The sequence below is a fragment of the Ruegeria sp. G10 genome, assembly GCF_056533645.1.
Genome location: NZ_JBQFOQ010000016.1, coordinates 59,290 through 82,258 on the forward strand (window position 1 = coordinate 59,290; position 22,969 = coordinate 82,258).

Genomic DNA, 22,969 nt, shown 5'->3' on the forward strand with positions numbered 1-22,969 from the left:
CCTATTCCATTTCCTTGCGCGCATTGCGCACATTCCAGACAAGAATCGGCGTCACCAGCAGCATGATCACCATGGCCGAGGCCGACCCCACGCCCCAGTCATTGGCGCGGAACAGCTTGTCGAACATGTAATTGGCCAGAACCTGCGTTTCCCATTGCCCGTTGGTCATGGCAAAAACGATGTCAAAGACCTTGAGCACGGTGATAGTGATCGTCGTCCACACCACCAGAATCGTGGTCTTGATCTGCGGCACCTTGATCTTGAAGAAAATCTGGAACGGGTTGGCACCGTCCAGAATGGCGGCCTCGATCGTTTCCTCGGGGATGCCGCGCAGCGCGGCGGACAGGATGACCATGGCAAAGCCCGTCTGAATCCAAACCAGAACGATCATCAGGAAAAAGCTGTTCCAGAACGGGATGGTCAGCCATGTCTGCGGCTCGGTCCCACCAAAGAAGATGTAAAGCGCGTTCAGGATACCGATCTGATCCTGTTCCGCAGGCCGCGTATCATAGACCAGCTTCCAGATCACCGAGGCCCCTACGAATGAGATCGCCATCGGCATGAAGATCAACGCCTTGGCCACGTTGCCCCAGCGGATACGGTCGGTCAGCTGCGCCACCAGCAGCCCGAACGCGGTCGACATCGCCGGAACCACGATCAGCCACAGCATGTTGTTGCGCATGGCCTCCCAGAATTTCGGCTCGGCAGCCATCTGGCGATAATTGTCCAGCCCGACCCATTCGTAACCGCCGCCGGGGATGCGATCCGTCAGCGACAGGCGCAGCGTCTCAACCACCGGATAGGCAAGATAAAGACCCAGCGCCAGCAGCGCGGGAAACAGAAACAGCCAGGGCCGGATCATGTTGGCGCGGTTGATATTGCGACCTGCATTCGGCCCGCGCGCCGGGAATAGAATCTTGTCCAGAAACTGGTTCGACAGGTAGAAATAGCCCACACAGCCCGACACGCCGATGGCGATGGTCAGCAGGCCCTGAAGTGCCGGATGCATGACGCTCTCCGTTGCCAAAGGGGGATTGGGCGGCCCGTCGCGCGGACCGCCCGCTGTCAGACGCGCTTAATCCAGCGCATCCCAGGAGGATTGGATTTCGTCGGCCACCTCTTGCGCGGGCTTGCCGCCGGCGTAATCGACCATGCCGGTCCAGAAGGTGCCCGCACCCACACCGCCCGGCATCAGATCAGACCCGTCAAACCGGAAGGTGGTCGCGCCCAGCAGGATGTCGTTCATCTTTGCCAGCGTCGGGTCCGAGAACAGCGACGTATCGACGCCCTTATGCGGGGTCAGGAAGCCGGTCAGCTGCATCCAGATCTCATGCGCTTCGGGCGTTTGCAGATAGGTAATCAGATCATGCGCCGCGGGGCTGTCATTGGTGATCGCCCAGAGCGTCCCGGCCCCCAGAACCGGACTGCCCAGATCCTTGCTTTCATAGGCGGGGAAGTAGAAGAAGTCGGCATCCTCACCCACAACGGTGCCTTCGGGGAAGAAGGCCGGAATGAACGAGGCCTGACGATGCAGATAGCATTGCGGGGGTGAGCTGAACATGCCCTTGGGGCTGTCGCGGAAATCCGTGGTCGCCACCGCGCCCGCACCGCCAGCAACATAATCGTCATTGCGGGCGAAAGCTCCGAATTCCTCGATGGCCGCGATCACCTTGGGGTCGTTGAACTTCATCTCATTGGCGACCCAGGCGTCGTAGTCCTCGGGCGATTGGGTGCGCAGCATCATGTCCTCGACCCAGTCGGTCGCGGGCCAGCCGGTCGCGCCGCCGGACCCCAGACCGATGCACCACGGCGTCTCGCCATCAGCGACGATCTGGTCGGTCAGCGCCTTGAGCTCTTCCATCGTCGTCGGGACCTCATAGCCTGCGTCCTCGAAGTTCTCGGGCACGTACCAGACCAGCGATTTCACATCGACCTTGTAGAAGAACCCGTACAGATGGTCCTGCCCGTCAGCTCCCGGATACGTCCCCAGATCGACCCAGGACTGACCGGCGGCATAGTTGTCGCGAATCCAATCCGCTGTTCCGTCACTTAGCGGGGTCAGAAAGCCCGACTTGGCCATATCCGCCGCCAGACCGGGCTGCGGGAAGACGGCCACGTTCGGGGCCGATCCGGCCTCGGCATCGATTCTGATCTGCTGCTCGAAACTGTCCGAGCCGACATAGGCATATTCATGACCCGTCGCGGCGGCGAAGCCGTCCAGAACCTTTTCGACATTTTCCTGGTCCGGCCCAAGCCAGGGCCCGAACACGGTCACCTTGTCGGCCTGCGCCGCGCCCGCCATCAGGGCGAACGTGGCCGCGCCTGCGTAAAGCGAGTGTTTCATGAATTTTCCTCCCACTGTGTTCCGCGCGTCGAGATTTTTTTTCAAAGCGCTTTGGACAATCAGGTTTATCCGCTAACATTTGTGCCCTGTCAACATTTCGTTAGCTTTTTATCGATTTTCAGGCGCAATACGCACGCCGTGACGAAACAGGTTGACGACGGAAGAAATTCACAACACAACTCTATCAGCTCCAATTTGAAGGCGCTTTGAAAATATGAACCTAAAGCAACTATCGGAAATCCTCGGTCTTTCGCAGACGACAGTCAGTCGTGCATTGAACGGCTACCCGGAGGTGAAAGAGGATACGCGCATCCGGGTTCAGGCCGCCGCCGACAAGCACGGATACCGCCCCAACAGCCGCGCCAAGGGGCTGGCAACAGGGCGCTCTATGGTGATTGGCCATGTGATTCCAACCTCTTCGCAACACGAGATGGTCAACCCTATCTTCGGGGATTTTGTTGCTGGCGCGGCCCAGAAATACGCTGAAAACAACTATGACATGATGTTCACACACGCGCCTGACACATCGATCGAAGCCTCATATCGCAGTCTGTTCAATCGTGGCGTGGTCGATGGCGTGGTGTTGCAGGGACCCAAAGTGAATGAGCCCAGGATCGCGGTTCTGTCGCAGATGGGCGTGCCGTTCATTGTTCATGGCAGATCGACCGGAGCCGATATGCCCTATGACTGGATCGATGTGAACAACCAGCGATCTTTCGAACGCGCGACCCGGTTCCTGATTGACCTTGGGCATCGGCGCATCGCACTGATCAACGGTCTGGAAGAAATGGATTTCGCCCAGCGCCGCAGAAACGGCTATATGGCTGCTCTGGCTGAGGCCGGCATTGCGCCAGATGCGGACCTGCTGCGCAGCGCCGAAATGACCGAGATTTATGGTCATCAGACCGCCTGTGAAATGCTCAGGCGCGATGATCCTCCGACCGCCATACTGGCTTCGTCCATTATCTCGGCCGTTGGCGTACGGCGTGCGCTGGAAGAGAACGGTCTGAGGATGGGGCATGATGTATCTGTTATCGCCCATGACGATGATTTGTCCTACATGCGCAATGGCAGGGATGTGCCCATCTTCACGGCGACACGCTCGTCCGTGCGCCATGCCGGCGAACTGGCCGCAGAAATGCTGATCGAACGCATCAACGTCCCGAACGCCCCTCCTAAAACATGCCTATTAGAAGCCGAGTTGGTTGTCGGCAGTTCAACGGGGCCCGCACCACAAAGGTCTTGATATGAAACACAAACGCGCAGATTTTCCGTCAGACTTCCTGTTTGGTGTTGCGACCTCGGCCTATCAGATCGAAGGGCATGCGCAGGGTGGCGCAGGGGTGACCCACTGGGACAGTTTCGCCGCCACACCGGGTAATGTTGCACAGGCTGAGAACGGGGATGTGGCCTGCGACCACTACAACCGGTTCGAAGAGGATTTTGACCTGATCCGGGATGCAGGTTTCGATTGCTACCGCTTCTCGACCAGCTGGGCGCGGGTTCTGCCTGAAGGGCGCGGACAAGCGAACCCGGAAGGGTTGGATTTCTATGACCGACTGACAGACGCGCTGCTGGAACGTGGCATCAAGCCTTGTGCCACGCTGTATCATTGGGAGCTACCCTCGCCGCTGGCCGATCTTGGCGGTTGGCGTAACCCCGATATCGCGGGATGGTTTGCAGATTTTGCACAGGTCATCATGGAGCGGATCGGCGACCGGATGCACAGTGTTGCACCGATCAATGAACCATGGTGTGTCAGTTGGCTGAGCCACTTCGACGGCCACCACGCCCCCGGCCTGCGCGACATCCGCGCGACCGCCCGCGCGATGCATCACGTGCTGCTGGCCCATGGCCGCGCCATTCAGGTGATGCGGGGGCTGGGCATGTCCAATCTGGGCGCCGTGTTCAATCTGGAATGGGCTGAACCGGCGGATGACAGCGACGCGGCCCGGACCGCGGCGGCGCTTTATGACGGGATATACAATCGGTTCTTTCTGGGCGGCGTGTTCAACAAATCCTACCCCGAGAATGTTCTTGAGGGTCTGGCACCCCATCTGCCCGCAGGCTGGCAGGATGATTTCGACGTGATCGGGACGCCGGTCGATTGGTGCGGGCTGAACTACTACACCCGCAAGCTGATCACGCCTGCAGACAGCCCGTGGCCGTCGTTGACAGAAGTGCCGGGCCCCCTGCCCAAAACCCAGATGGGATGGGAGATCGACGCCGCTGCGCTTTCGCGCTTCCTGATCCGCACCGCAAAAGACTACACCCGTGATCTGCCGATTTACGTCACTGAGAACGGCATGGCGAGCCCGGAGCGGAGGCAGGATCAGGACCGCATCGACTATCTGGATCAGCATCTGGCCGAGGTTCGAACGGCGCTGGATGCGGGCGTACCGGTCAAAGGATATTTCGTCTGGTCGCTGCTGGACAATTACGAATGGGCGCTGGGATATGAAAAGCGTTTCGGGCTGGTCGATGTGGATTTCGACACGCTGCAGCGCACGCCCAAGGCATCTTACCACGCGTTGCAACAAGCCCTGTCGCGCAGTTAGCGTAGCCGCCGACGCAAACGCCGGCGGCCACAAAAGTCACTCGATGAAGGTGCGCGCCAGCCGGTCGCGCAAGGGCTGTGCCAGATAGCTGAGAGCGGTACGCTCGCCTGTATTCACAAACAGGTCCGCAGGCATGCCCGGCACCAGATCCAGCGAGGCGACCTGTTCGGGCTGCGCCTCATCCAGCTTGATTTGCGCCAGGTAATAGGGTTGCCCGGTGCGGTCATCCTCAAGACTGTCGGCCGAGATATCGGTGATCTTTCCGGTCGCCTCGGGCACCTCACCCTGATCGAAGGCCGACAGGCGCACGCGGGTGGATTGGCCGACGAACAGCTTTTCGATATCGGCGGTGTTCACCCGCGCTTCGACGATCAAAGGTTGATCGGCTGGAACGATGTCCATAATGGGCTCGCCCGGACGCACAACGCCACCCGAGGTAAACACCGTCAGGCCGACGACCCGTCCGCTGACCGGAGCCGTCACCGCAACGCGTTTGCGCCGCTCGGCAGCGCCGACATACTGCGGCTCAAGCGTGGCCAGCAGCGCCTCGACCTGCGCCAGCTCGGTCGAAACCGCCTCGGCGCGCTGGGTCTGCTGGCCGATGCTGGCCAGTTGCAGTTCGCTGATCTGGTTGCGGGCCTGCGCCTCTTGCGTGTTCAATGAGGCCTCGACCCCAATCAGGCGCTCGACCTCGACCCGGCGGCCGTTGACGCGGTTGGCGGCGACCAGACCTTTGGCCTGCAGGGTCTCCAGATTGCCCAACTCTTCGCGGGTGATGTCCATCTGGCGGGAATTGGCCTGACGCTGCGCTTGCAGCCCGGTGATCTGGTCCTGCAGGTTGGCGATCTGCTGGTTCAGCAGATTCTGTTCCGCCGCGCGGGTGCGCCGTTCCGCGTCGAACAAAAGTTTCTGGGTCAGGAATGCGTCTTGCCAGTCACCACGATCCATTTCGACACGCATCATCTGATCGACATCCGCGCGTTCGAACCGGCCTTCGTCACGGATCTGCGCCACCAGACGGGCGCGACGGACCGTCAGCTCGCCCAGTTGGCTTTTGATCACGTCCAGATTGACGTCCAGATCGGTGCTGTCGAGTTCGACCAGCGTCTGCCCCGCCTCAACCAGATCACCATTGGCGACCAGAATGCTGCGCACGATACCGCCGTCCAGATGTTCGACCGTCTTGCGGTTGCCCTCGACCACGAATGAGGCCGGGGCGACAACCGCGCCGTCCAGTTTCGACGCCGCCGCCCAGTAGACCGAGCCTCCGACAAATCCCGCCACGATCAGAAGACCAAGGATCACAAAGCCCTTGATACCTGCACCGGGGGCCTTCTGTTCGACCCTGTTATAGTCCTCAAGGCGCAGAAGACCTTGATCGGGGCTGTTGTAAACTGCAGGTGTCATTGGGCTGCTCCTTTCTGTGCGGGCTGCTGCGCGTCATGCGCCGCGATCTGAGGGGGGGCCTGCGGCGGCAGGCCGGTCTGCTGCCGCGGACGCAGGATATCGTCTTTGTTCCCAAAACCGGTCTGCGTCCCTTTGCTCAGCGTCAGGACCTTGTTCACCGCTTCCAGCGTGCTGGGGCGGTGGGTCATCACAAAGGTGATCGCCCCGCGCGCGCTGGCTGCACGGATGGCGTTGCGCAGGGCAAGCTCTCCTTGCGCATCAAGGTCCGAGTTCGGTTCGTCCAGCACCAGAATGAACGGGTCGCCATACAACGCACGCGCCAGGGCGATACGCTGACGCTGGCCCCCGGACAGGTGGAACCCATCGCCCAACTGGGTGTCATAGCCATCGGGCAGGTTGCTGATCAGGCCATGCACATCGGCTGCAACGGCAGCTTCGAACACCTTGGCGTCATCGACCGAGGTCGCAAAACGGGCAATGTTCTCGCGAATGGTGCCGTCGAACAGCTGCACGTCCTGCGGCAGATAGCCAACCATTTGGCCGAGTTCTTCCGGGTCCCATTTCGCCATCGGCGTCCCGTCCAGCCGGATCGCGCCGCGCTGGGGCGTCCAGATGCCGGCAAGCATCCGCGCCAGCGTGCTTTTGCCCGAACCGCTGTGACCGATGACGGCCATGACGTCACCAGCCGATAACGCGAACTCGATATCGCTGATCGTGGCATTGCGCGCCAACGGCGGACCAGCCTGAGCGATCACGGTATTGATCGAAAACTGCGGACGCGGCAGGCGCAGGCGCTTGGGTTGCGCGGGGAATGCCTCGTCCAACGCCCGCAGGTTTTTGTAAGACCCGCGCGCCGCCAGAAAACCGCGCCATTGGCCGATCAATTGGTCGATCGGGGCCAGCGCGCGGGCCAGCACGATGGTTGCCGCGATCATAACACCGGCGGTGGCCTGACCGGTGATGGCCAGCGCCGCGCCAAGGCCCAGCATGCCCGACTGCAGCGCCATGCGGATCGTCTTGGACAGAACCGAGAAACTGGCGATGCGGTCGGCCACGCGGGTTTTCAGCGTATGTGCATCCTGTTGCAGAGCTGTCCAGCGCCGGGCGAGATCACCATTCATCCCCATGGCGTGGACAAGCTCTGCATTCTGCTCACTCGCGGTGAACAAAGCGTCGGACCTGCTGCGCGCGCGGGATGCGTCCTGCATGACGCCGGCGGCGCGCGAATTGTTGATCAGGGCCAGAATTGTAAGGGTCAACGCCCCGGCAAGGCCAAGCGCGCCCAGATAGGGGTGCAGCATGTACAGCACCGCCAGATAGATCGGAATCCACGGCGCATCGAAGAACGCAATCAGCGTGGGCCCCGAGATGAAGTCGCGCAGACCGGTGATGTCTGCGGCCGGGTTATCCCCGACTGCGGATTTACCCTGCAGGCGGCGACGGATCGAGGCCTGCAGCAGCGGCGCGCCGATCTTCAGTTCGAACCGCGCACCCAGCCGGTTCAGGATGCGCACCCGCATCAGGTCCAGCAGGCCGGTGACAAGGAACACGCCACCCAGCAGCAAGGTCAGGGCGATCAGGGTGTCCATGTTCTGACTGGTCAATACGCGGTCATAGACCTGCAGCATGTAAAGCGGACCGGCGAGCATGAGAAGGTTGAGAACAAGGCTGAAAAAGCCGATTGCGAAAAAGCCACCTCGTAGCGAGGCCCAAGCTGTTTTGACGGATGATTTTTTCTGAAACATGACGGTGATCTCTTTTCAGGGTGAATGGGTGGCGGCCTGTGCCGCCACCCCGTTGGTCTGTTGATCAGGCGACGAAGTCGTCGTCTGTCAGGTCGCTGGCATTGACGCCCGCCAAACGGACCGAGTTGTCCGAGGAGAAGGACAGAACCACGTCGGCCCCATCCTGGCTGACGTTCAGCGGGCCTTCGAAGTCACCGAATGCCAACTGGTCAAAGCCAGCCTGGAAGTCCTGAATGACGTCGTTGCCGAAGTCGCCCTCGAAGACGAAGGTGTCGTTGCCTGCGCCACCGATCAGGATGTCATCGCCACCCTCACCGTTCAGCACATCGTCACCCGCCTGACCGTTCAGGGTGTTCGACCCCGAGTTGCCGGACAGGATGTCGTTGCCGCCATTCGGGCTGCCTGCGTTGTTCGAGCCGCTGATGTTCTCGAAACCGAAGACCTGATCCAGGGTGGCACCATCCGGCGCGTTGACCTGTGCAACACCGTTGCCGTCCTCATCGAGGTCCAGCACAACGCCCGGGCCTGCAGTGAACAGCGCGGTATCGATGCCTTCACCACCGATGATGATGTCAGCCCCACCGAACGAATGGATCGAGTCGTTACCACCTGCACCGTCGAGTACATTGAACTCGTTGTTGCCAAGCAGCAGGTCATTGCCGCTGGTGCCGATGACATTTTCAAAGTCATCGACTTCTGCAACGATCACTCCGTTCTGAATGATGGCACCGTCCTGCGGACCTTCGTCGCCATTGCCAGCCGCGTTCGGGGCCGGACCGCTGAGGTCCAGATCAACGGTGACACCGTTGAAGCCCGACACATCGATGGTGTCGCTGTCACCCGAGCCCACAACCCGCTCGATCGAGCTGAGGATGTCGGTCTCGATCTGGTTGTCGATGACGTCCAGCCCAACAACTCCGGTGCCGCCCACGGCGTCCACATCCAGCGTCGCGCCTGCATCGACCAGCGTGTCCTGGACCACCGGGCCATTCTGACCAGCAGGTGCGTTGTGCAGGTGGATGGCCGAGACAACACCCGGGATCGGGGTCAGCAGATCGGCTTCGTTCAGACCGGTGACGCTCAGTTCGCTGGAATAGGTGACCTCACCGGTTTCCAGGTTCTGAACAACAACAGCCGTGGCAAAACCGGTCGCCTCACTGTCGGACAACGGTCCAGGCTCTTGCGCCGCATCCAGCGGACCACTCAGCGTGATGGTACGGATACCGTCCACGGTGACATCGCTATCGACCAGCAGTTGGCCGCGGATCTCACCACCTGGGAAGTCTGCTGTGTGGATGTTGTAGTACAGGTTGTTGGCTGCAGCCTGTTCTACAAACGCCGCTCCATCCGCAATGGCCGAGCCGAACTGGCCAGGTGCCGTCACGGCCTGGTTCACAACGCTGACGTTGAACCCGGTGTCACGGACAGCCGTACCGTTGCCATTGGCATCCAGGCTGACTTCGACAGACACATCCAGATCCGAGAAATCGGCTGTGTCAAAGCCTTCGCCACCCTCGATGAAGTCGTTCCCGAGGCCGCCGACGATCACGTTGTCACCGTTACCAGTAATCAGAACGTCATCACCAGCTCCGCCGTCGACGACACCATTGATCTGACCGAGGTCTACAACGATGTCGTCTCCGGCACCCAGCAACACGTTACCATTTACTACACCTTCGTCATCGTTAACGAATGTCACTGAGCCTGCCTCGGTCGCGTCGATCGCGTTGACCTGACCGCGGATTTCACCTTCGTTGATGATGGCACCCAGAAGCTCGAGCCCGCCATCGATGCGGATACCGGCTGCGGCATCGCTGTCTTCAGACCCTGCGATCAAGCCGCTGTTCTGCACCAGACCGGCAAAGCTTGCGTCTTCGACATTGCTGAACAGGCGCAGGCCGTCGCCAACCTGATTGCCTTCGGTTGCGTCGCCGCGACCCTGGAAGGTGCCTTCGTTGAAGATCGCAGCCGAAACCACGTCCCCATCCACATCGCCGGTTTGCAGCGACACAGCCGAGCCTCTGTAGTCAAAGCCCGCATCCACGAGACCGGTGTTGGTGAAGGTATAGTTATCGGCTGTTCCGTCAGCGTAGACAGTCCCGTTACGCTGGTCGCCTGTGCCCAGAATATCGCCTTCGTTGCGCACATCCAGACCAAAGCCGTCAATGTTCAGCGCGCGGCTGTCCGAGGTCACGATGCCCGTGTTCAGGAACGACCCGCCCGAGTGATCACCCGTGCCGAAGTAGACACCGTTCTGCACCCCTGCAATCAGGCCCGAGTTGGTCAGCGTACCCTGGAAGTTCACACCGTTGACGACGCGCACACCGGCGACAGTACCGTTTGCGCCTTCCGACAGGATGGTTCCAGTGTTGGTGATGGTGGCATCGGTTGTGCCCGAGTTGCCGACATTGCCGACGCGCACACCGTCACCGGCCAGACCAACATTGGCGGCGGCATTGCCACGACCGATGATGATACCGTCATTTTCCAGCGTGAAGGTGTTTGCACCGTCCTCGGCTCCGCCGATTTCGGCACCAACGCCCGAACCCTGATTGCCGTCGCCCGCATCGATCAGACCATTGGCCAGGTTGCGGACCGAGAAGTCATCCGCCGTGCCATCGGCATAAACCGTGCCGTTGCGCTGATCATCGGTGCCCAGAATGGTACCACCGTTGGTCAGGTCAACTCCGGTCCCGTCGATGTTCACTGCGCGGCTGCCCGACTGGATGGTGCCAAAGTTCAGTACGTCCAGATCATGCTCGGCCTCACCGATATACAGACCATTGCGCACACCTTCGATCACACCGGTCGAGGTGTTCAGGATACGGCCTTCAGCCGCTGCGCCGTCGGCGATGCGGATACCACCTGCAGTGCCCTGATCGCTGTCGGACGAAATCAAGCCGCTGTTGACGATGTCGGTTTCCGAGATTGTACCTTCGGCACCATTGTTGATGCGGATACCGTCACCGGCACCCGGCGTGTTCGATGCTTCCTGACCACGACCCTGAATGGTCGCACCAAAGCCGTTGAACAAGGTATTGGACACACGGTCACCAACCTCATCCCCGACCTGGAACGACACGCCCGCGCCGAAGTTTTCTACGCCCGCGTCGATGGTGCCACCGGTAAAGTTCGAAATGGTGACGTCTTCGGCGGTCGAGTTGGTGTAGATCGTGCCGTTGCGCTGATCGCCAGTGCCGATGATGTCGCCAAAGTTGCGAACGCTGACACCTTCGCCCTGAATATCAACTGCGCGGCTGTCCGAGGAAATCACGCCGCCCCGGAAGTTGTCCAGAGTGCCCGAGCTGCCTGCGCCCGCAAACTGAACGCCGTTAAACTCACCCGCGATCTCGCCAAAGTTGCGAATGTCGGCGCTGCCGGTGACCTGAATGCCGGTGGCCAGCGCGTCGGGGCCCGAGTTCGCCTCGATGCTGCCTGAGCGGAAGTTGAAGACCTGCGCGTTTTCACCTTCGACCGAAACGGCCGCCACGGCGTTGTTGGTGGTGATCTGGCCAAAGTTCAGAAGGCGCGCGAAATCATTGTCCAGAACAAAGGCCGGGGTGTTGTCGACCACGGTGTTCTGAAAAAAGCCGTTGGACAGTGTCTGCCCGTCACGGACCGTTTCCTGGGCCAGTGACGAGGTCGTCAGCAATCTGGCGCGCAGGGATGCGAGAAAGTCGGAAAGCATTGGGAATCTCCCTGATGAGTTCAAATCGGACGGACATCAAACCCGGGGCCGTTTGTCCGCTGTCTCATCAGTTGCGGGTCGCCATAAGCTTTTGAAATTCTTCCTTTGAATGGGGCATATAACCTTCGCAAATAGTCACATAACCTGCGAGGTCGTCAGAAATTTAGTGCGTTTTTGTCAGATACTTAGATCGCAAAGACTGTAACCGAGCATTTATTCGGTGACATGAATTCACGAATTAGTTGGGCTATGTGATGTTCGGCAGCGGTGATTTCCATATCCGATCAGCCGCGCGGGACGCATCAGCTGTTGGACGGGATTGGTCGTTTGACCAGATTCGCGTTTCGCGACGCAACAGTGCCATGCGGCGGATCAAGATGGATTTGCCTGCTCATCGCCTCGATAATCTCAGGATTGGGATATTGGGGTCGTGTCAGGGCCCCCAATTCGCGCATATTGCCCTTGTCATCGAACGGCAGAAAAGTCAGTCCAAACCCGTCGCGTTTGAACTGCTCGGCGGCAATGGCATTGACCATGGTGCAGGCATCGCTTTGCGCCACATACCGGCAGACCGTTTCGAACCGGGCGGTCGTCACGTCAATCCCGGTTTCTTCAGCCACGGTGTCCGAGGCCTCTGGCAAGTCTTGTTCCAGATCATAACCGAAGGATATCGGGAACCGGATCAGCTGATCTGCGGGAACTTCATGCGCCCAGATGCTGCGTTTGCTACTCAGCGGATGACCTTTTCGAACCCCCAGATACAGCGGCTCTAACCAGAGCGACGTGAAATCCATCGGGCGGGTCGAGCCCCGGTAAATCTGATCAAAGCTTTTGCGCGCGATAAACGCCATGTCGACCGAGCGATCCTCGACCATCTTGGCCAGCGCAACGGGATATTCCTCGACGATGATGATCTTGCGATCGGGAACCGCCTGCGCAAACAGCGCCCGAAAGTAATGGGACAGGTAGGCTGCCAGTGTTGGTGTCATGCCAAGGCGTATCGGTGGCAGTTCGGACGTCTGATGGCGACGTGCAAGATCGCCGATCCCATCGACAATCTCGATCACCTGTTTGGCTTGGGTCACAAGCTCCTGACCGAAGGGCGTCAGCTGAACACCGTCCTTGCCCCGATCAAAGATCGCAACCCCAAGCTCTGCCTCAAGCTTTTTGATCTGGTTCGACAGCGCCGGCTGACTGACCGCCACCGCCTGCGATGCTCGTGTGAAGTTCTGATGCTCGGCCACGGCAATGACATAGTGTAGATCGCGAAGGTTCATGTCTCGAGGCTCAAATCAGCTTTCTGCACATGCGGGCACCATAGCGCGCCATGCGAAAGGGCAACGGCACCTGCCGTCAGGTGTGCCACCGAAGCCTGCCCGCCCAGCGCGCGACAGGCAATCGTCTTTTGCCATGTTGTCGGATTCGTGAGGTTTCGTGTCCCCTCACCCGTATCCAGCTACGATCGCCTAGGGCAACACAAGCACCGGCGTTTCGCGGCGCACCAATACATCCTGACTACCGCTGCTCGATGATAGTCGAACAGCCAGCAGCCTTGCGTCGGCGAAACGTTCGAAATAGGCAAACCGAATCGTCTCAACCGCCGCGATGTCTTCGCATTGCAAAACGTAATCGGCATTGAACGCATTGTTATTCGATGCAGCCTGACCCGCGCTTTCGTCCTGACCAAACGCATCGCCCACCAATGCAACATTGGCCGAAGCAGTCATGCATCCTGCCTCTGGCGGGAACTCAAACAAGGTCAAAGGATCTGCAAGATCCGAAATCGCATCCGCGACACGCGCCCGATCCTTGTCGCTATCGGCCGGTTCCTCAAATCCCACGATATCGCTGCCCGGCACGTCCAGCGCCAGTGTCATCCCGGTTTCTGAAAACGTCAGGTCCAGACGTCCACCATCATTCTGGTTGGCACTGGATGAATGAGCCGCCTGAGACATCAGCGCGATACAAGAAAAAAACAAGACGACAGCCGCGCGAGTCATACCAATCACCACTCAGAACACAGTGTATTTTAGTAAAATTGCGGCACCGTGCAACTGTGAGACGATTATCAGAACCCACCATTTATGGCGGGGCAGTTTCGGCGCTGTTTTCCGACAAAAAAACTCAGGTTGACTTTGTTGACTAATTCTATCAAGAATCTGCCTGCACGTTTCGCCACCCTGCGAGGCGAAAAGCCGATTTTTTAGAAAGACCAAACCCCATGACCAAATTCCTCGCCGCGACCAGCGCACTGACCTTGTGCCTTACCAGCACCGCCGTCGCCGAAGCGCCCTCTAAGACCGATGTGCTAAGCACCTATGCAAACATCGCCGAAGCCAAATACGAAGATAGCCTGATCGCCGCCAGAACCCTGCAAACTGCAGTGAACACTTTGATCGCCGCTCCGTCGGATGCCTCGCTGAACGCCGCCCGCGCTGCCTGGGTCGCCGCCCGCGTGCCCTATCAGCAGACCGAGGTTTATCGCTTTGGCAACGCCATCGTGGATGATTGGGAGGGCAAGGTAAACGCTTGGCCGCTGGATGAAGGCCTGATCGATTATGTGGACGCATCCTACGGCGGCCCGAGCGACGAGAACGACCTTGCCGTGCTGAACGTCATCGCCAACCCCAGCTTCGAGTTGTCGGGCGAAACCATCGACGCCTCTGCGATCACACCCGAACTGCTGTCCGAGACGCTGCACGAGGCGGACGGAATCGAAGCAAACGTAGCCACCGGTTATCACGCCATCGAATTCCTTCTGTGGGGTCAGGACCTCAATGGCCACGGCCCCGGCGCAGGCAATCGCCCGTATACCGACTATGTTCAGGGCGACGCGTGCTCGAATGGGAACTGTGACCGCCGTGCACAGTATCTGAGTGCTGTCACCGATCTGCTGATCCAGGATCTGGAATGGATGACAGCCCAATGGGCCACAGGGGGCGCCGCCCGCGCGGCCCTGTCGGCCGACGAGACCGCCGGTGTCAGCGCCATCCTCACCGGCATGGGCTCTTTGTCCTATGGCGAACAGGCTGGTGAGCGTATGCGCCTTGGCCTGATGCTGAACGACCCCGAGGAAGAGCATGATTGCTTTGCCGACAATACCCACAACAGCCACTACTATGATGGGCTGGGTATCCAGAACGTCTATCTGGGCAGCTACACCCGCATCGACGGCACTCCGGTCTCGGGCGCGTCGCTGTCGGATCTGGTGACCGCCACTGACCCGGCGCTGGATATCGAGATGAAGACCAAGCTGGCCAACACCATGCGGGCGCTGGGTCGTATCAAATCAACAGCCGAGGCAGGTTTCGCCTATGACCAGATGCTGGAACGCGGCAATGCGGGTGGCGAGGCGCTGATCATGGGAGGTGTCAACGGCCTGATCGATCAGACCAAAACGATCGAACGCATCGTGACCCGGCTGGAACTGGACCAGATCGATTTCGAAGGCTCCGACAGCCTCGATAACCCGGATGCGGTATTCCACTAAACGCTCAGGCCGGGCGCGTTTCGCAGACGCGCCCGGCATCGGATCACGTGGTATTGCTTTCGGACACCGGACGCGCACAAATTAACTGACTATTTAACTAGGATATCATCAAGCAGGCTGAGTCACCATGATTATATGCCACTGCACCAACATCTCGGACCACGACATCCGCGCCGCGATCGACTGGATGCGCTCGGCTGATCCGCAGGCCATCATCACGCCGGGCAAGATTTACCATGCGCTTGGAAAATCAGCGGATTGCGGCGGATGCATGCCGCTTTTCCTAGACACGATGCGATCCAGCGATAGTCTGGAAGTCCCCATGCAACTGCGGAAATTACGGACCGCAGTATCACAGGAGAAAGCACATGAAGGGCGACCCCAAGGTCATCGAATATCTCAACAAATCCCTGCGGCATGAGCTGACGGCGGTCAGCCAGTATTGGCTGCACTACCGCCTGCAGGACGACTGGGGCCTGAGCGGCATGGCTGCAAAAAGCCGCGAAGAAAGCATCGAAGAGATGCAGCACGCAGACAAGTTGATTCAGCGGATTTTGTTCCTTGAAGGGCACCCGAACCTGCAAAAGCTGGACCCCCTGCGGATCGGGCAGACCCCAAAGGAAACGCTGGAATGCGACCTGGCCGCCGAGATTGACGCGCGGGCGTTGTACAAGGAAGCGCGCGAATACTGTCAAAGCGTCGGAGACTATGTCTCGATGGCGCTGTTCGAAGAGTTGATGACCGACGAAGAAGGGCACATCGACTTTCTGGAAACGCAGCTCGACCTGCACGAAAGGATCGGCGAAGCCAATTATGCGCAACTTAACGCATCCAAGATGGACGAGGGCGAGTAAGCTCGCGCTCATATCGGTGGCCCTATCAGTGGCCACCTCTTCCCTTGCCGCAGATATCGCACCCCCCGAGCTGCAAGACCTCCACCTGAAAACCCAGCCCAGAACCCAGGCCGAGCGCGCCCGGATCGACGCAGCCACCGCCGCGCCGTCGGATTTCAGCGTGCCGCAGCGGTTCGAAGACTTGTCGGCTGGCGCGGCCACCGTTCGGGTGCGCACCGATGCGGATGCATTCTCGCAACCCTCGGCCAATATCAGCTTCGAGCAGGAGTTGGACTTTAAGGTTGGCAATGGCCTGTTCAAGAAAATCTGGGTCTCGTCTCCGTCCTCGACGCTGGCGTCGGATGGGCTGGGGCCGCTGTACAATGCGCGCTCCTGTCAGCGCTGCCATATCAAGGACGGGCGCGGACACACGCCGAACGGGCCGGATGACAACGCGGTATCAATGTTTCTGCGGATCTCGATCCCCGGCGCGCCACAGGACGCGCCAGCCGAAATCGCGGATTACATCGCTACACTGCCCGATCCGACCTATGGCGGACAGATGCAGGACTTTGCGCTGGCCGGGCACCCCGCTGAATATCGCCTCGACATCCATTACACAGAAATCCCCGTTGATTTGTCCGATGGCGAGACGGCCTCACTGCGCAAACCGACCTACACAGCCGCCGATCTGGGCTATGGCCCGCTGCACCCGGAGGCGATGCTCAGCCCGAGGGTTGCGCCGCAGATGATCGGGTTGGGGCTGCTCGAAGCAATCCCGGTTGAGGACCTTTTGGCCAACGCCGACCCTGAGGATACGGATGGCGACGGTATCTCAGGGCGGCCCAACATCGTGTGGTCGACCGAATTCGATGCGCCCATGATGGGCCGGTTCGGACACAAGGGCGGGATGCCCACGGTGATGGAGCAATCGGCGGCAGCCTTTGCCGGGGATATCGGCATCTCCAGCCCCTTGTTCCCGGCCCCCCACGGCGATTGCACGGACGCGCAGGTCAGGTGCCTTGGCGCGCCGCATGGCGACAATGATTCACGCGGGTTTGAGATCGATCAGATCGGCATGGACCTTGTGGCCTTTTACAGCCGCAATCTGGGTGTGCCCGCACGACGTGATACGGATGACCCGCAGGTGCTGCGCGGAAAAGAGGTGTTTCACACCACCGGCTGCGCGTCGTGCCATACCCCTGCCTATGTCACCCACCGGATGCCCGACCGGCCCGAGCACAGTTTTCAGCTGATCTGGCCCTATACCGACCTGCTTTTGCACGACATGGGCGAGGGTCTGGCCGATCACCGCCCCGAGGCCCGCGCCACGGGACGCGAATGGCGCACGCCGCCACTGTGGGGCATCGGTCTGACCGAACGCGTTTCGGGCCACACCCAGTTCCTGCATGACGGGCGGGCGCGGTCATTACTGGAAGCGATCCTGTGGCACGGTGGCGAGGCGCAGCCCGCACGCGATGCCGTCGTGTCGATGCCAAAAACCGACCGCGACGCCCTGATCCGCTTTCTGGAAAGCCTCTGACATGCGCCTTCTTCCCGTTGTCGCCGCTCTGCTACTGCCATTGGCCGCTGCCGCGCAGGATCGCGTGCCGATCCTGATGGATGTAGCCGAAAGCCACATCCTGCCGCGCTTGTCCAACCTGACCGAGGCAACGGCTGCCCTGTCGGCTGCGGCTCAGGCGGATTGCGCGCCCGACTCGACCGCGCTGCGTACCGCTTATGGCGCGGCCTTTGACGATTGGATCACGGTCAGTCATCTGCGCTTTGGCCCCAGTGAGGTGGATGATCGTGCTTTTGCCCTCGCCTTCTGGCCCGACACCAAGGGCTTTACGCCCAAAGCGCTGGCCGGCCTGATCGCCGCCGAGGATGCAGCGGTCGAAGACGCCCAAGCCTTTGCAGAAACCTCTATCGCGGGGCGGGGGTTCTTTGCGCTGGAACGGATGCTGTATGATCCGACGATGGTGGAGCAGGGCAAAGCCGCTTATCGCTGCGCCCTGATCCGCGCCATTGCAACCGATATCGACCGCAATGCCGATGCGATTGCCGCAGACTGGCAGGACTACGCCACTGTCCTGACACAGCCGGGTGGCGACAGCCCCTATAGATCCGGCGACGAAGCAATGCAGGAGCTGTTCAAGGCGCTGACCACCGGCCTGCAATTTACGTCGGAAACCCGACTGGGTCGTCCGCTGGGCACGTTTGATCGCCCCCGACCCAACCGCGCCGAGGCACGCCGGTCGGACAGGTCTCTGCGCCATGTTGAGCTGTCGCTGATCTCGCTCCGTGATCTAGCGATACGGTTGGCCAATGATCACCCCGAGATTGCCTCGGACCTGGACGCAGCCTTTGCCAAAGCCATCGACCGGGCACAGACGCTGGACGATCCGGCCTTCGCCGGGGTCGCTGACCCGCAAGGCCGCATCCGCATCGAGGCCCTGCAGCAATCAATTGACAACATCCGCGCCATTACCGCGACGAGACTGGGCCCGACCCTCGGCATCAACGCCGGTTTCAACTCACTGGACGGAGACTGAGCCCCGTGACCTCGCGCCGCCACTTCCTTGCCGGGCTTGCCGCGACCAGCCTTGCGCCAGTCAAAGGCTGGGCCGCAGTCGGTGCGCCCGCGTTTCTGGCCGCAGGCCTGTTCCCGGATGGGTCTTACAGGCTTGCCGGTCTGGATGGGCAAGGCGCGATCCTGTTCACTCTGCCCCTGCCCGCACGGGGACATGCCGCCGCGGCGCATCCGTTGAAAGCGCAAGCCGTCGCCTTTGCCCGCCGTCCGGGCACCTTCGCGCTTGTGATCGATTGCGCCTCGGGCGCGCCGATCGAACGGCTGGAGGCCCCGACTGGACGCCATTTCTACGGCCACGGCACCTTTTCACCTGACGGCAGCCGGTTCTACACCACCGAGAACAACTATGACGCCGCCGAGGGTGCCATCGGCATCTGGGACGCCGACAGCTTTGACCGGCTGGGCGAGTTCCCCTCGGGCGGGATTGGCCCCCATGACATGCGCCTGATGCCGGATGGCCGAACGCTGGTCATCGCCAATGGAGGCATCGAAACTCATCCCGACACGGGTCGCACCAAGCTGAACCTGCCCGTGATGCAGCCCAACCTGACCTATACCGATCTGTCGGGCATGATACACGAGCAGGTGGAACTGCCGCGCAGTCTGCACAAGAACTCAATCCGTCATCTGTCCGTGCGCGCTGACGGGCTGGTGGGCTTTGCCATGCAATGGCAGGGCAGCTTGACCGAACACCCGCCGCTGCTGGGTTTGCACCGCCGGGGTAACACTCCGCGCCTGCTATCAGCCCCTGAAATCCATCAGAGCAACCTGCAGGGCTATGCTGGTAGCATCGCCTTTGCTGCCAATGGTCGGACGGTCGCAATCACCTGCCCGCGGGGCAATGCGCTGCATCTGTTCGATGTCACCAGTGGGCGCCTGACCGGTGCATACGCGTTGCAGGATGTCTGTGGTCTGGGCGCTGGCCACGATGGGCTTGTGTTCTCGACTGGCACCGGTCTGTTCGGGACTTTGAACCGCCATCCCCAGGTCACCGCGCGGCCTGACTGCCAATGGGACAACCACCTGATCCCTATCCGAAGTTTCGTGTGAAACTCGGCATTCTCTGTCACATAGTTTACACTTGGACGAATCAAACTGCTGGCTTATTGGCGGGCGCGAAACCGGCACCTACTAGTCAAGGACCTGAGTGATTGAAACACACGCCCGACGCACCGCATTCCATCTACGGGGTTGAGAAATGGGGCAAAGGCCTCATCGAGGTGACAGAGCAGGGCGAGATCGGTCTGCGGAACCCCATGCACCCCGAAGCCGCCGCGATCAGCCTGCCGGGCATCCTGTCCGATCTGGATGACCGGGGGATCAAAGCCCCGATGGTTCTGCGGGTCACATCCTATCTGGAACATGAGATCGCGCATCTAAACGAAAGCTTCCGCGATGCCATCGCGCGGGCAAACTACAAAGGCTCTTACCGGGGTGTTTTCCCGATCAAGGTGAACCAACAAGCGCAGGTCGTGGACCGGATCGTCGAGTTCGGCAAGAAATACAATTACGGGCTGGAAGCGGGCTCCAAACCTGAACTGGTCGTGGCGCTGGCCCACCGTCTGGCCTCCGAGGCACTGATCGTCTGTAACGGCGTCAAAGATGCCGAGTTCATCCAACTGGCCATCCTGTCCCGCAAGATCGGCTTCAATACGGTCATTGTTCTGGAAAGCCCGAAAGAGGCCGACACGGTGATCGAGGTCTACAAGGAACTCGGCATCGAACCCCTGATCGGCGTGCGGGTCAAACTGACCAACCAGATCAGCGGCAAGTGGGAAGAAAGCTCGGGCGACCGGTCTGCCTTCGGCATGAACACCGACCAGCTGGTCGCCACGGTGGACAAGCTGAAAGCGGCGGGCCTGTTGCATTGCCTCAAGCTACAGCACTCACATCTGGGCAGCCAGGTGCAGGACGTGAACGACGTCCGCCGCGCTGTTGGCGAGGCGTGCCGTTACTACACCGAACTGACGCGCGAGGGCGTGCCGCTGACCCATCTGGACCTCGGCGGCGGCATGGGTGTGGACTACACGGGAGAGAAGAAAGCGGCTGAGAACTCAATCAACTACACGGTCGAAGAATACTGCGCCAACGTTGTTGAAACCGTCGCCTATGCAATGGATGAGGCCGAGATCGCCCACCCCACGCTGGTCACCGAAAGCGGCCGCGCCGTGGTGGCGACCTCATCGATGCTGGTCTTCAACGTGCTGGAGACCACGCTTTACGATGCACCAACCGCACCGGATGTAGAACCCGACGACAACCATCTGGTCTCGGACCTTGCTGCCGTACATGGATACCTCAGCAGCGACCGCCTGCAGGAATGCTGGAACGACGCCACCTTCTACCGCAATGAACTGCGCGCCCTGTTCCGTCGTGGATACGTGGACTTGCGCCAGATGGCCCGGGCCGAACGCATCTACCTGTCGCTGATGGCCCGCCTCAAGGCGCTGGCGGCCAGTGACGAACTGGACACGGATGTGGACGATCAGCTTGAGAAAGTGGCCGATATCTATCACTGCAACTTCTCGCTGTTTCAATCCCTGCCCGATGTCTGGGCCATCGACCAGCTGCACCCGATCGTGCCCTTGCAAGGGCTGAACGACCCGCCCGACCGCCGCGCGGTGCTATCCGACATCACCTGCGACAGCGATGGCAAGATCGACCGTTTCATTCTGGCCGATGGCGTCTCGCCCAGCCTGCCGGTGCATTCCCTGCCCGAGGATGACGAATACTTCATGGGCGTCTTCTTTGTCGGTGCCTATCAGGAAACACTCGGCGATCTGCACAACCTCTTCGGCGACACCAACGTCGTCACCATCGACCTGCGCGCCGATGGCGGGTTCGATCTGCTTCACGAACAAGAGGGCGACACGATCAGCCAGGTCCTGTCATATGTCGAGTTCGACCCGCAGGATTGCGTCGCCGCCTTCCGCAAAATGGTGGACGAGGCGATCTCGACCGGTACTTTGATGGCAAAAGACCGCAAAACCCTGATGGGCGCCTATCGCGACTCCATCAACGGCTACACCTATTACGAATAAGAAGGAGACAGACCATGGGCGAAACACTGGTTGTCGGCGCGGGCGGCGTATCCCACGCAGCCGTGCATAAGATGGCGATGAACTCGGACATCTTCACCGAGATCACTTTGGCCAGCCGCACGAAATCGAAATGCGATGCCATCGCCGCAGCCGTGAAAGAACGCGTTGGCGTTGAAATCAAGACCGCCGAGCTGGACGCCTACAAGGTCGAAGACACGGTCAAACTGATCAAGGAAACCGGCGCCGAGATCCTCGTGAACCTCGCCCTGCCCTATCAGGATCTGGTATTGATGGACGCGTGCCTTGAAGCGGGCATCCACTACCTCGACACCGCGAATTATGAGCCCGAGGATGAAGCCAAGTTCGAATACCACTGGCAATGGGCCTATCAGGAGCGGTTCAAGGCGGCCGGCCTGACCGCCATCCTCGGCTCGGGCTTTGATCCGGGCGTGACCAGCGTGTTTGCCAAATGGCTCAAGAAACACAAGCTGGACACAATCCGACAGATCGACGTTCTGGACGCCAATGGCGGCAGCAACGATCAGGAATTCGCCACCAACTTCAACCCCGAGATCAACCTGCGCGAAGTTCTGGCCGAGGTGCGGCACTGGGAAAACGGCGCATGGCAGCATAGCCCGGCCATGACCCACAAGGTCGAGTTCGACTTCCCGGCCATCGGCCCCAAGAACATGTACCTGATGTACCACGAGGAACTGGAGTCGCTCAGCACCCACTTCCCCGAGATCGAGCGCGCCCGCTTCTGGATGACCTTCGGCGACGCCTATATCATGCACGCCAAAGTGCTGGAAAACGTCGGCATGACCCGCATCGACCCGGTGATGCATGACGGCAAGGAAATCATCCCGATCCAGTTCCTGAAAACCCTGCTGCCCGACCCCGGCGATCTGGGCGCGGAAACCAAGGGCAAAGCCTGCATCGGCGATATCGCCACGGGTCAGGCCAAGGACGGCTCGGGCGAGAAGACTTTCTACATTTACAACATCTGCGACCACGAAGAATGCTACGCCGAAGTCGGCTCTCAGGCCGTCAGCTACACCACCGGCGTCCCCGCCATGATCGGCGCGGCACAGGTCCTCAAAGGCAACTGGCGTGAACCCGGCGTCTGGAATATGGAACAGCTCGACCCGGATGATTTCATGGACATGCTGAACAATCACGGCCTGCCATGGCAGGTCCACGAACTCGACGGCCCGGTCGAGTTCTAGATCCGGAACTTCATCTGGCTAAAAATATCCCGAGGGGTCCGGGG

General features: G+C 60.3%; 17 protein-coding genes. 10 read left to right on the forward strand and 7 right to left on the reverse strand.

Annotated elements, in window-relative coordinates; all coding sequences use genetic code 11:
- Position 1: 1 nt before the first annotated feature.
- Positions 2–1,009 carry a carbohydrate ABC transporter permease gene (locus tag ACR0KM_RS19620; protein WP_480532834.1) on the reverse strand — a complete coding sequence of 336 codons (1,008 nt, stop codon included), beginning with the start codon at positions 1,007–1,009 and terminating at the stop codon, positions 2–4.
- A gap of 66 nt (positions 1,010–1,075) precedes the next feature.
- Positions 1,076–2,344, reverse strand: coding sequence for an ABC transporter substrate-binding protein (locus tag ACR0KM_RS19625; RefSeq protein WP_480861302.1), 1,269 nt, complete (start codon positions 2,342–2,344; stop codon positions 1,076–1,078).
- A gap of 214 nt (positions 2,345–2,558) precedes the next feature.
- On the opposite strand from ACR0KM_RS19625, the gene ACR0KM_RS19630 reads away from it, so the two are divergent.
- Both ACR0KM_RS19630 and ACR0KM_RS19635 read left to right on the forward strand, forming a co-directional pair.
- A complete protein-coding gene (locus ACR0KM_RS19630) occupies positions 2,559–3,590 on the forward strand; it encodes a LacI family DNA-binding transcriptional regulator (protein ID WP_480825233.1) in 1,032 nt (343 codons plus the stop codon).
- Position 3,591: 1 nt separating this feature from the next.
- The gene (locus ACR0KM_RS19635; protein ID WP_480861301.1) at positions 3,592–4,902 is read left to right on the forward strand and encodes a GH1 family beta-glucosidase; all 1,311 of its coding nucleotides are present in this window, start codon (positions 3,592–3,594) and stop codon (positions 4,900–4,902) included.
- Between the two features lie 36 nt (positions 4,903–4,938).
- On the opposite strand, the gene ACR0KM_RS19640 is transcribed toward ACR0KM_RS19635, so the two are convergent.
- The 5 genes from ACR0KM_RS19640 to ACR0KM_RS19660 all read right to left on the reverse strand — a co-directional run bounded on the left by ACR0KM_RS19640 (position 4,939) and on the right by ACR0KM_RS19660 (position 13,742).
- Positions 4,939–6,309, reverse strand: a complete 1,371-nt coding sequence (locus ACR0KM_RS19640) for an HlyD family type I secretion periplasmic adaptor subunit (protein ID WP_480861300.1) — start codon at positions 6,307–6,309, stop codon at positions 4,939–4,941.
- The gene (locus tag ACR0KM_RS19645) at positions 6,306–8,054 is read right to left on the reverse strand and encodes a type I secretion system permease/ATPase (protein ID WP_480861299.1); all 1,749 of its coding nucleotides are present in this window, start codon (positions 8,052–8,054) and stop codon (positions 6,306–6,308) included. Before ACR0KM_RS19645 ends, ACR0KM_RS19640 begins: the two co-directional genes overlap by 4 nt.
- A 64-nt stretch (positions 8,055–8,118) precedes the next feature.
- A complete protein-coding gene (locus tag ACR0KM_RS19650; RefSeq protein ID WP_480861298.1) occupies positions 8,119–11,742 on the reverse strand; it encodes a beta strand repeat-containing protein in 3,624 nt (1,207 codons plus the stop codon).
- Between the two features lie 302 nt (positions 11,743–12,044).
- A complete protein-coding gene (locus ACR0KM_RS19655) occupies positions 12,045–13,019 on the reverse strand; it encodes a LysR family transcriptional regulator (RefSeq protein WP_480825243.1) in 975 nt (324 codons plus the stop codon).
- Positions 13,020–13,208: 189 nt separating this feature from the next.
- On the reverse strand, positions 13,209–13,742 hold the full coding sequence (locus ACR0KM_RS19660; protein WP_480861297.1) for a ZrgA family zinc uptake protein: 534 nt from the start codon (positions 13,740–13,742) through the stop codon (positions 13,209–13,211).
- Positions 13,743–13,963: 221 nt separating this feature from the next.
- On the opposite strand from ACR0KM_RS19660, the gene ACR0KM_RS19665 reads away from it, so the two are divergent.
- From ACR0KM_RS19665 to ACR0KM_RS19700, 8 genes are all read left to right on the forward strand, one after another.
- Entirely contained in the window at positions 13,964–15,232 is a 1,269-nt protein-coding gene (locus ACR0KM_RS19665) for an imelysin family protein (RefSeq protein WP_480861296.1), read from the forward strand.
- A gap of 127 nt (positions 15,233–15,359) precedes the next feature.
- Complete coding sequence (locus ACR0KM_RS19670; protein ID WP_480861295.1) at positions 15,360–15,653, forward strand: (2Fe-2S)-binding protein; 294 nt, start codon at positions 15,360–15,362, stop codon at positions 15,651–15,653.
- Entirely contained in the window at positions 15,601–16,086 is a 486-nt protein-coding gene (bfr, locus tag ACR0KM_RS19675) for a bacterioferritin (RefSeq protein ID WP_480861294.1), read from the forward strand. Before ACR0KM_RS19670 ends, bfr begins: the two co-directional genes overlap by 53 nt.
- Positions 16,046–17,608, forward strand: a complete 1,563-nt coding sequence (locus ACR0KM_RS19680; protein ID WP_480861293.1) for a di-heme oxidoreductase family protein — start codon at positions 16,046–16,048, stop codon at positions 17,606–17,608. Before bfr ends, ACR0KM_RS19680 begins: the two co-directional genes overlap by 41 nt.
- A 1-nt stretch (position 17,609) precedes the next feature.
- A complete protein-coding gene (locus tag ACR0KM_RS19685) occupies positions 17,610–18,620 on the forward strand; it encodes an imelysin family protein (RefSeq protein WP_480861292.1) in 1,011 nt (336 codons plus the stop codon).
- A gap of 5 nt (positions 18,621–18,625) precedes the next feature.
- Entirely contained in the window at positions 18,626–19,708 is a 1,083-nt protein-coding gene (locus ACR0KM_RS19690) for a DUF1513 domain-containing protein (protein ID WP_480861291.1), read from the forward strand.
- Between the two features lie 101 nt (positions 19,709–19,809).
- Positions 19,810–21,699: a biosynthetic arginine decarboxylase gene (gene speA, locus ACR0KM_RS19695; RefSeq protein ID WP_480861290.1), complete on the forward strand. Its 1,890-nt coding sequence runs from the start codon at positions 19,810–19,812 to the stop codon at positions 21,697–21,699.
- Between the two features lie 14 nt (positions 21,700–21,713).
- Positions 21,714–22,925 carry a saccharopine dehydrogenase family protein gene (locus tag ACR0KM_RS19700; protein ID WP_480861289.1) on the forward strand — a complete coding sequence of 404 codons (1,212 nt, stop codon included), beginning with the start codon at positions 21,714–21,716 and terminating at the stop codon, positions 22,923–22,925.
- Positions 22,926–22,969: the final 44 nt, after the last annotated feature.

Coding starts and splice junctions, on each gene's coding strand:
- ACR0KM_RS19650 (WP_480861298.1), bottom strand. CDS start 11,742: ATGCTTTCCGACTTTCTCGCATCCCTGCGCGCCAGATTGCTGACGACC.
- ACR0KM_RS19630 (WP_480825233.1), top strand. CDS start 2,559: ATGAACCTAAAGCAACTATCGGAAATCCTCGGTCTTTCGCAGACGACA.
- ACR0KM_RS19660 (WP_480861297.1), bottom strand. CDS start 13,742: ATGACTCGCGCGGCTGTCGTCTTGTTTTTTTCTTGTATCGCGCTGATG.
- ACR0KM_RS19670 (WP_480861295.1), top strand. CDS start 15,360: ATGATTATATGCCACTGCACCAACATCTCGGACCACGACATCCGCGCC.
- ACR0KM_RS19685 (WP_480861292.1), top strand. CDS start 17,610: ATGCGCCTTCTTCCCGTTGTCGCCGCTCTGCTACTGCCATTGGCCGCT.
- ACR0KM_RS19625 (WP_480861302.1), bottom strand. CDS start 2,344: ATGAAACACTCGCTTTACGCAGGCGCGGCCACGTTCGCCCTGATGGCG.
- ACR0KM_RS19645 (WP_480861299.1), bottom strand. CDS start 8,054: ATGTTTCAGAAAAAATCATCCGTCAAAACAGCTTGGGCCTCGCTACGA.
- ACR0KM_RS19680 (WP_480861293.1), top strand. CDS start 16,046: ATGCGCAACTTAACGCATCCAAGATGGACGAGGGCGAGTAAGCTCGCG.
- ACR0KM_RS19655 (WP_480825243.1), bottom strand. CDS start 13,019: ATGAACCTTCGCGATCTACACTATGTCATTGCCGTGGCCGAGCATCAG.
- bfr (WP_480861294.1), top strand. CDS start 15,601: ATGAAGGGCGACCCCAAGGTCATCGAATATCTCAACAAATCCCTGCGG.
- ACR0KM_RS19640 (WP_480861300.1), bottom strand. CDS start 6,309: ATGACACCTGCAGTTTACAACAGCCCCGATCAAGGTCTTCTGCGCCTT.
- ACR0KM_RS19635 (WP_480861301.1), top strand. CDS start 3,592: ATGAAACACAAACGCGCAGATTTTCCGTCAGACTTCCTGTTTGGTGTT.
- ACR0KM_RS19700 (WP_480861289.1), top strand. CDS start 21,714: ATGGGCGAAACACTGGTTGTCGGCGCGGGCGGCGTATCCCACGCAGCC.
- ACR0KM_RS19665 (WP_480861296.1), top strand. CDS start 13,964: ATGACCAAATTCCTCGCCGCGACCAGCGCACTGACCTTGTGCCTTACC.
- ACR0KM_RS19620 (WP_480532834.1), bottom strand. CDS start 1,009: ATGCATCCGGCACTTCAGGGCCTGCTGACCATCGCCATCGGCGTGTCG.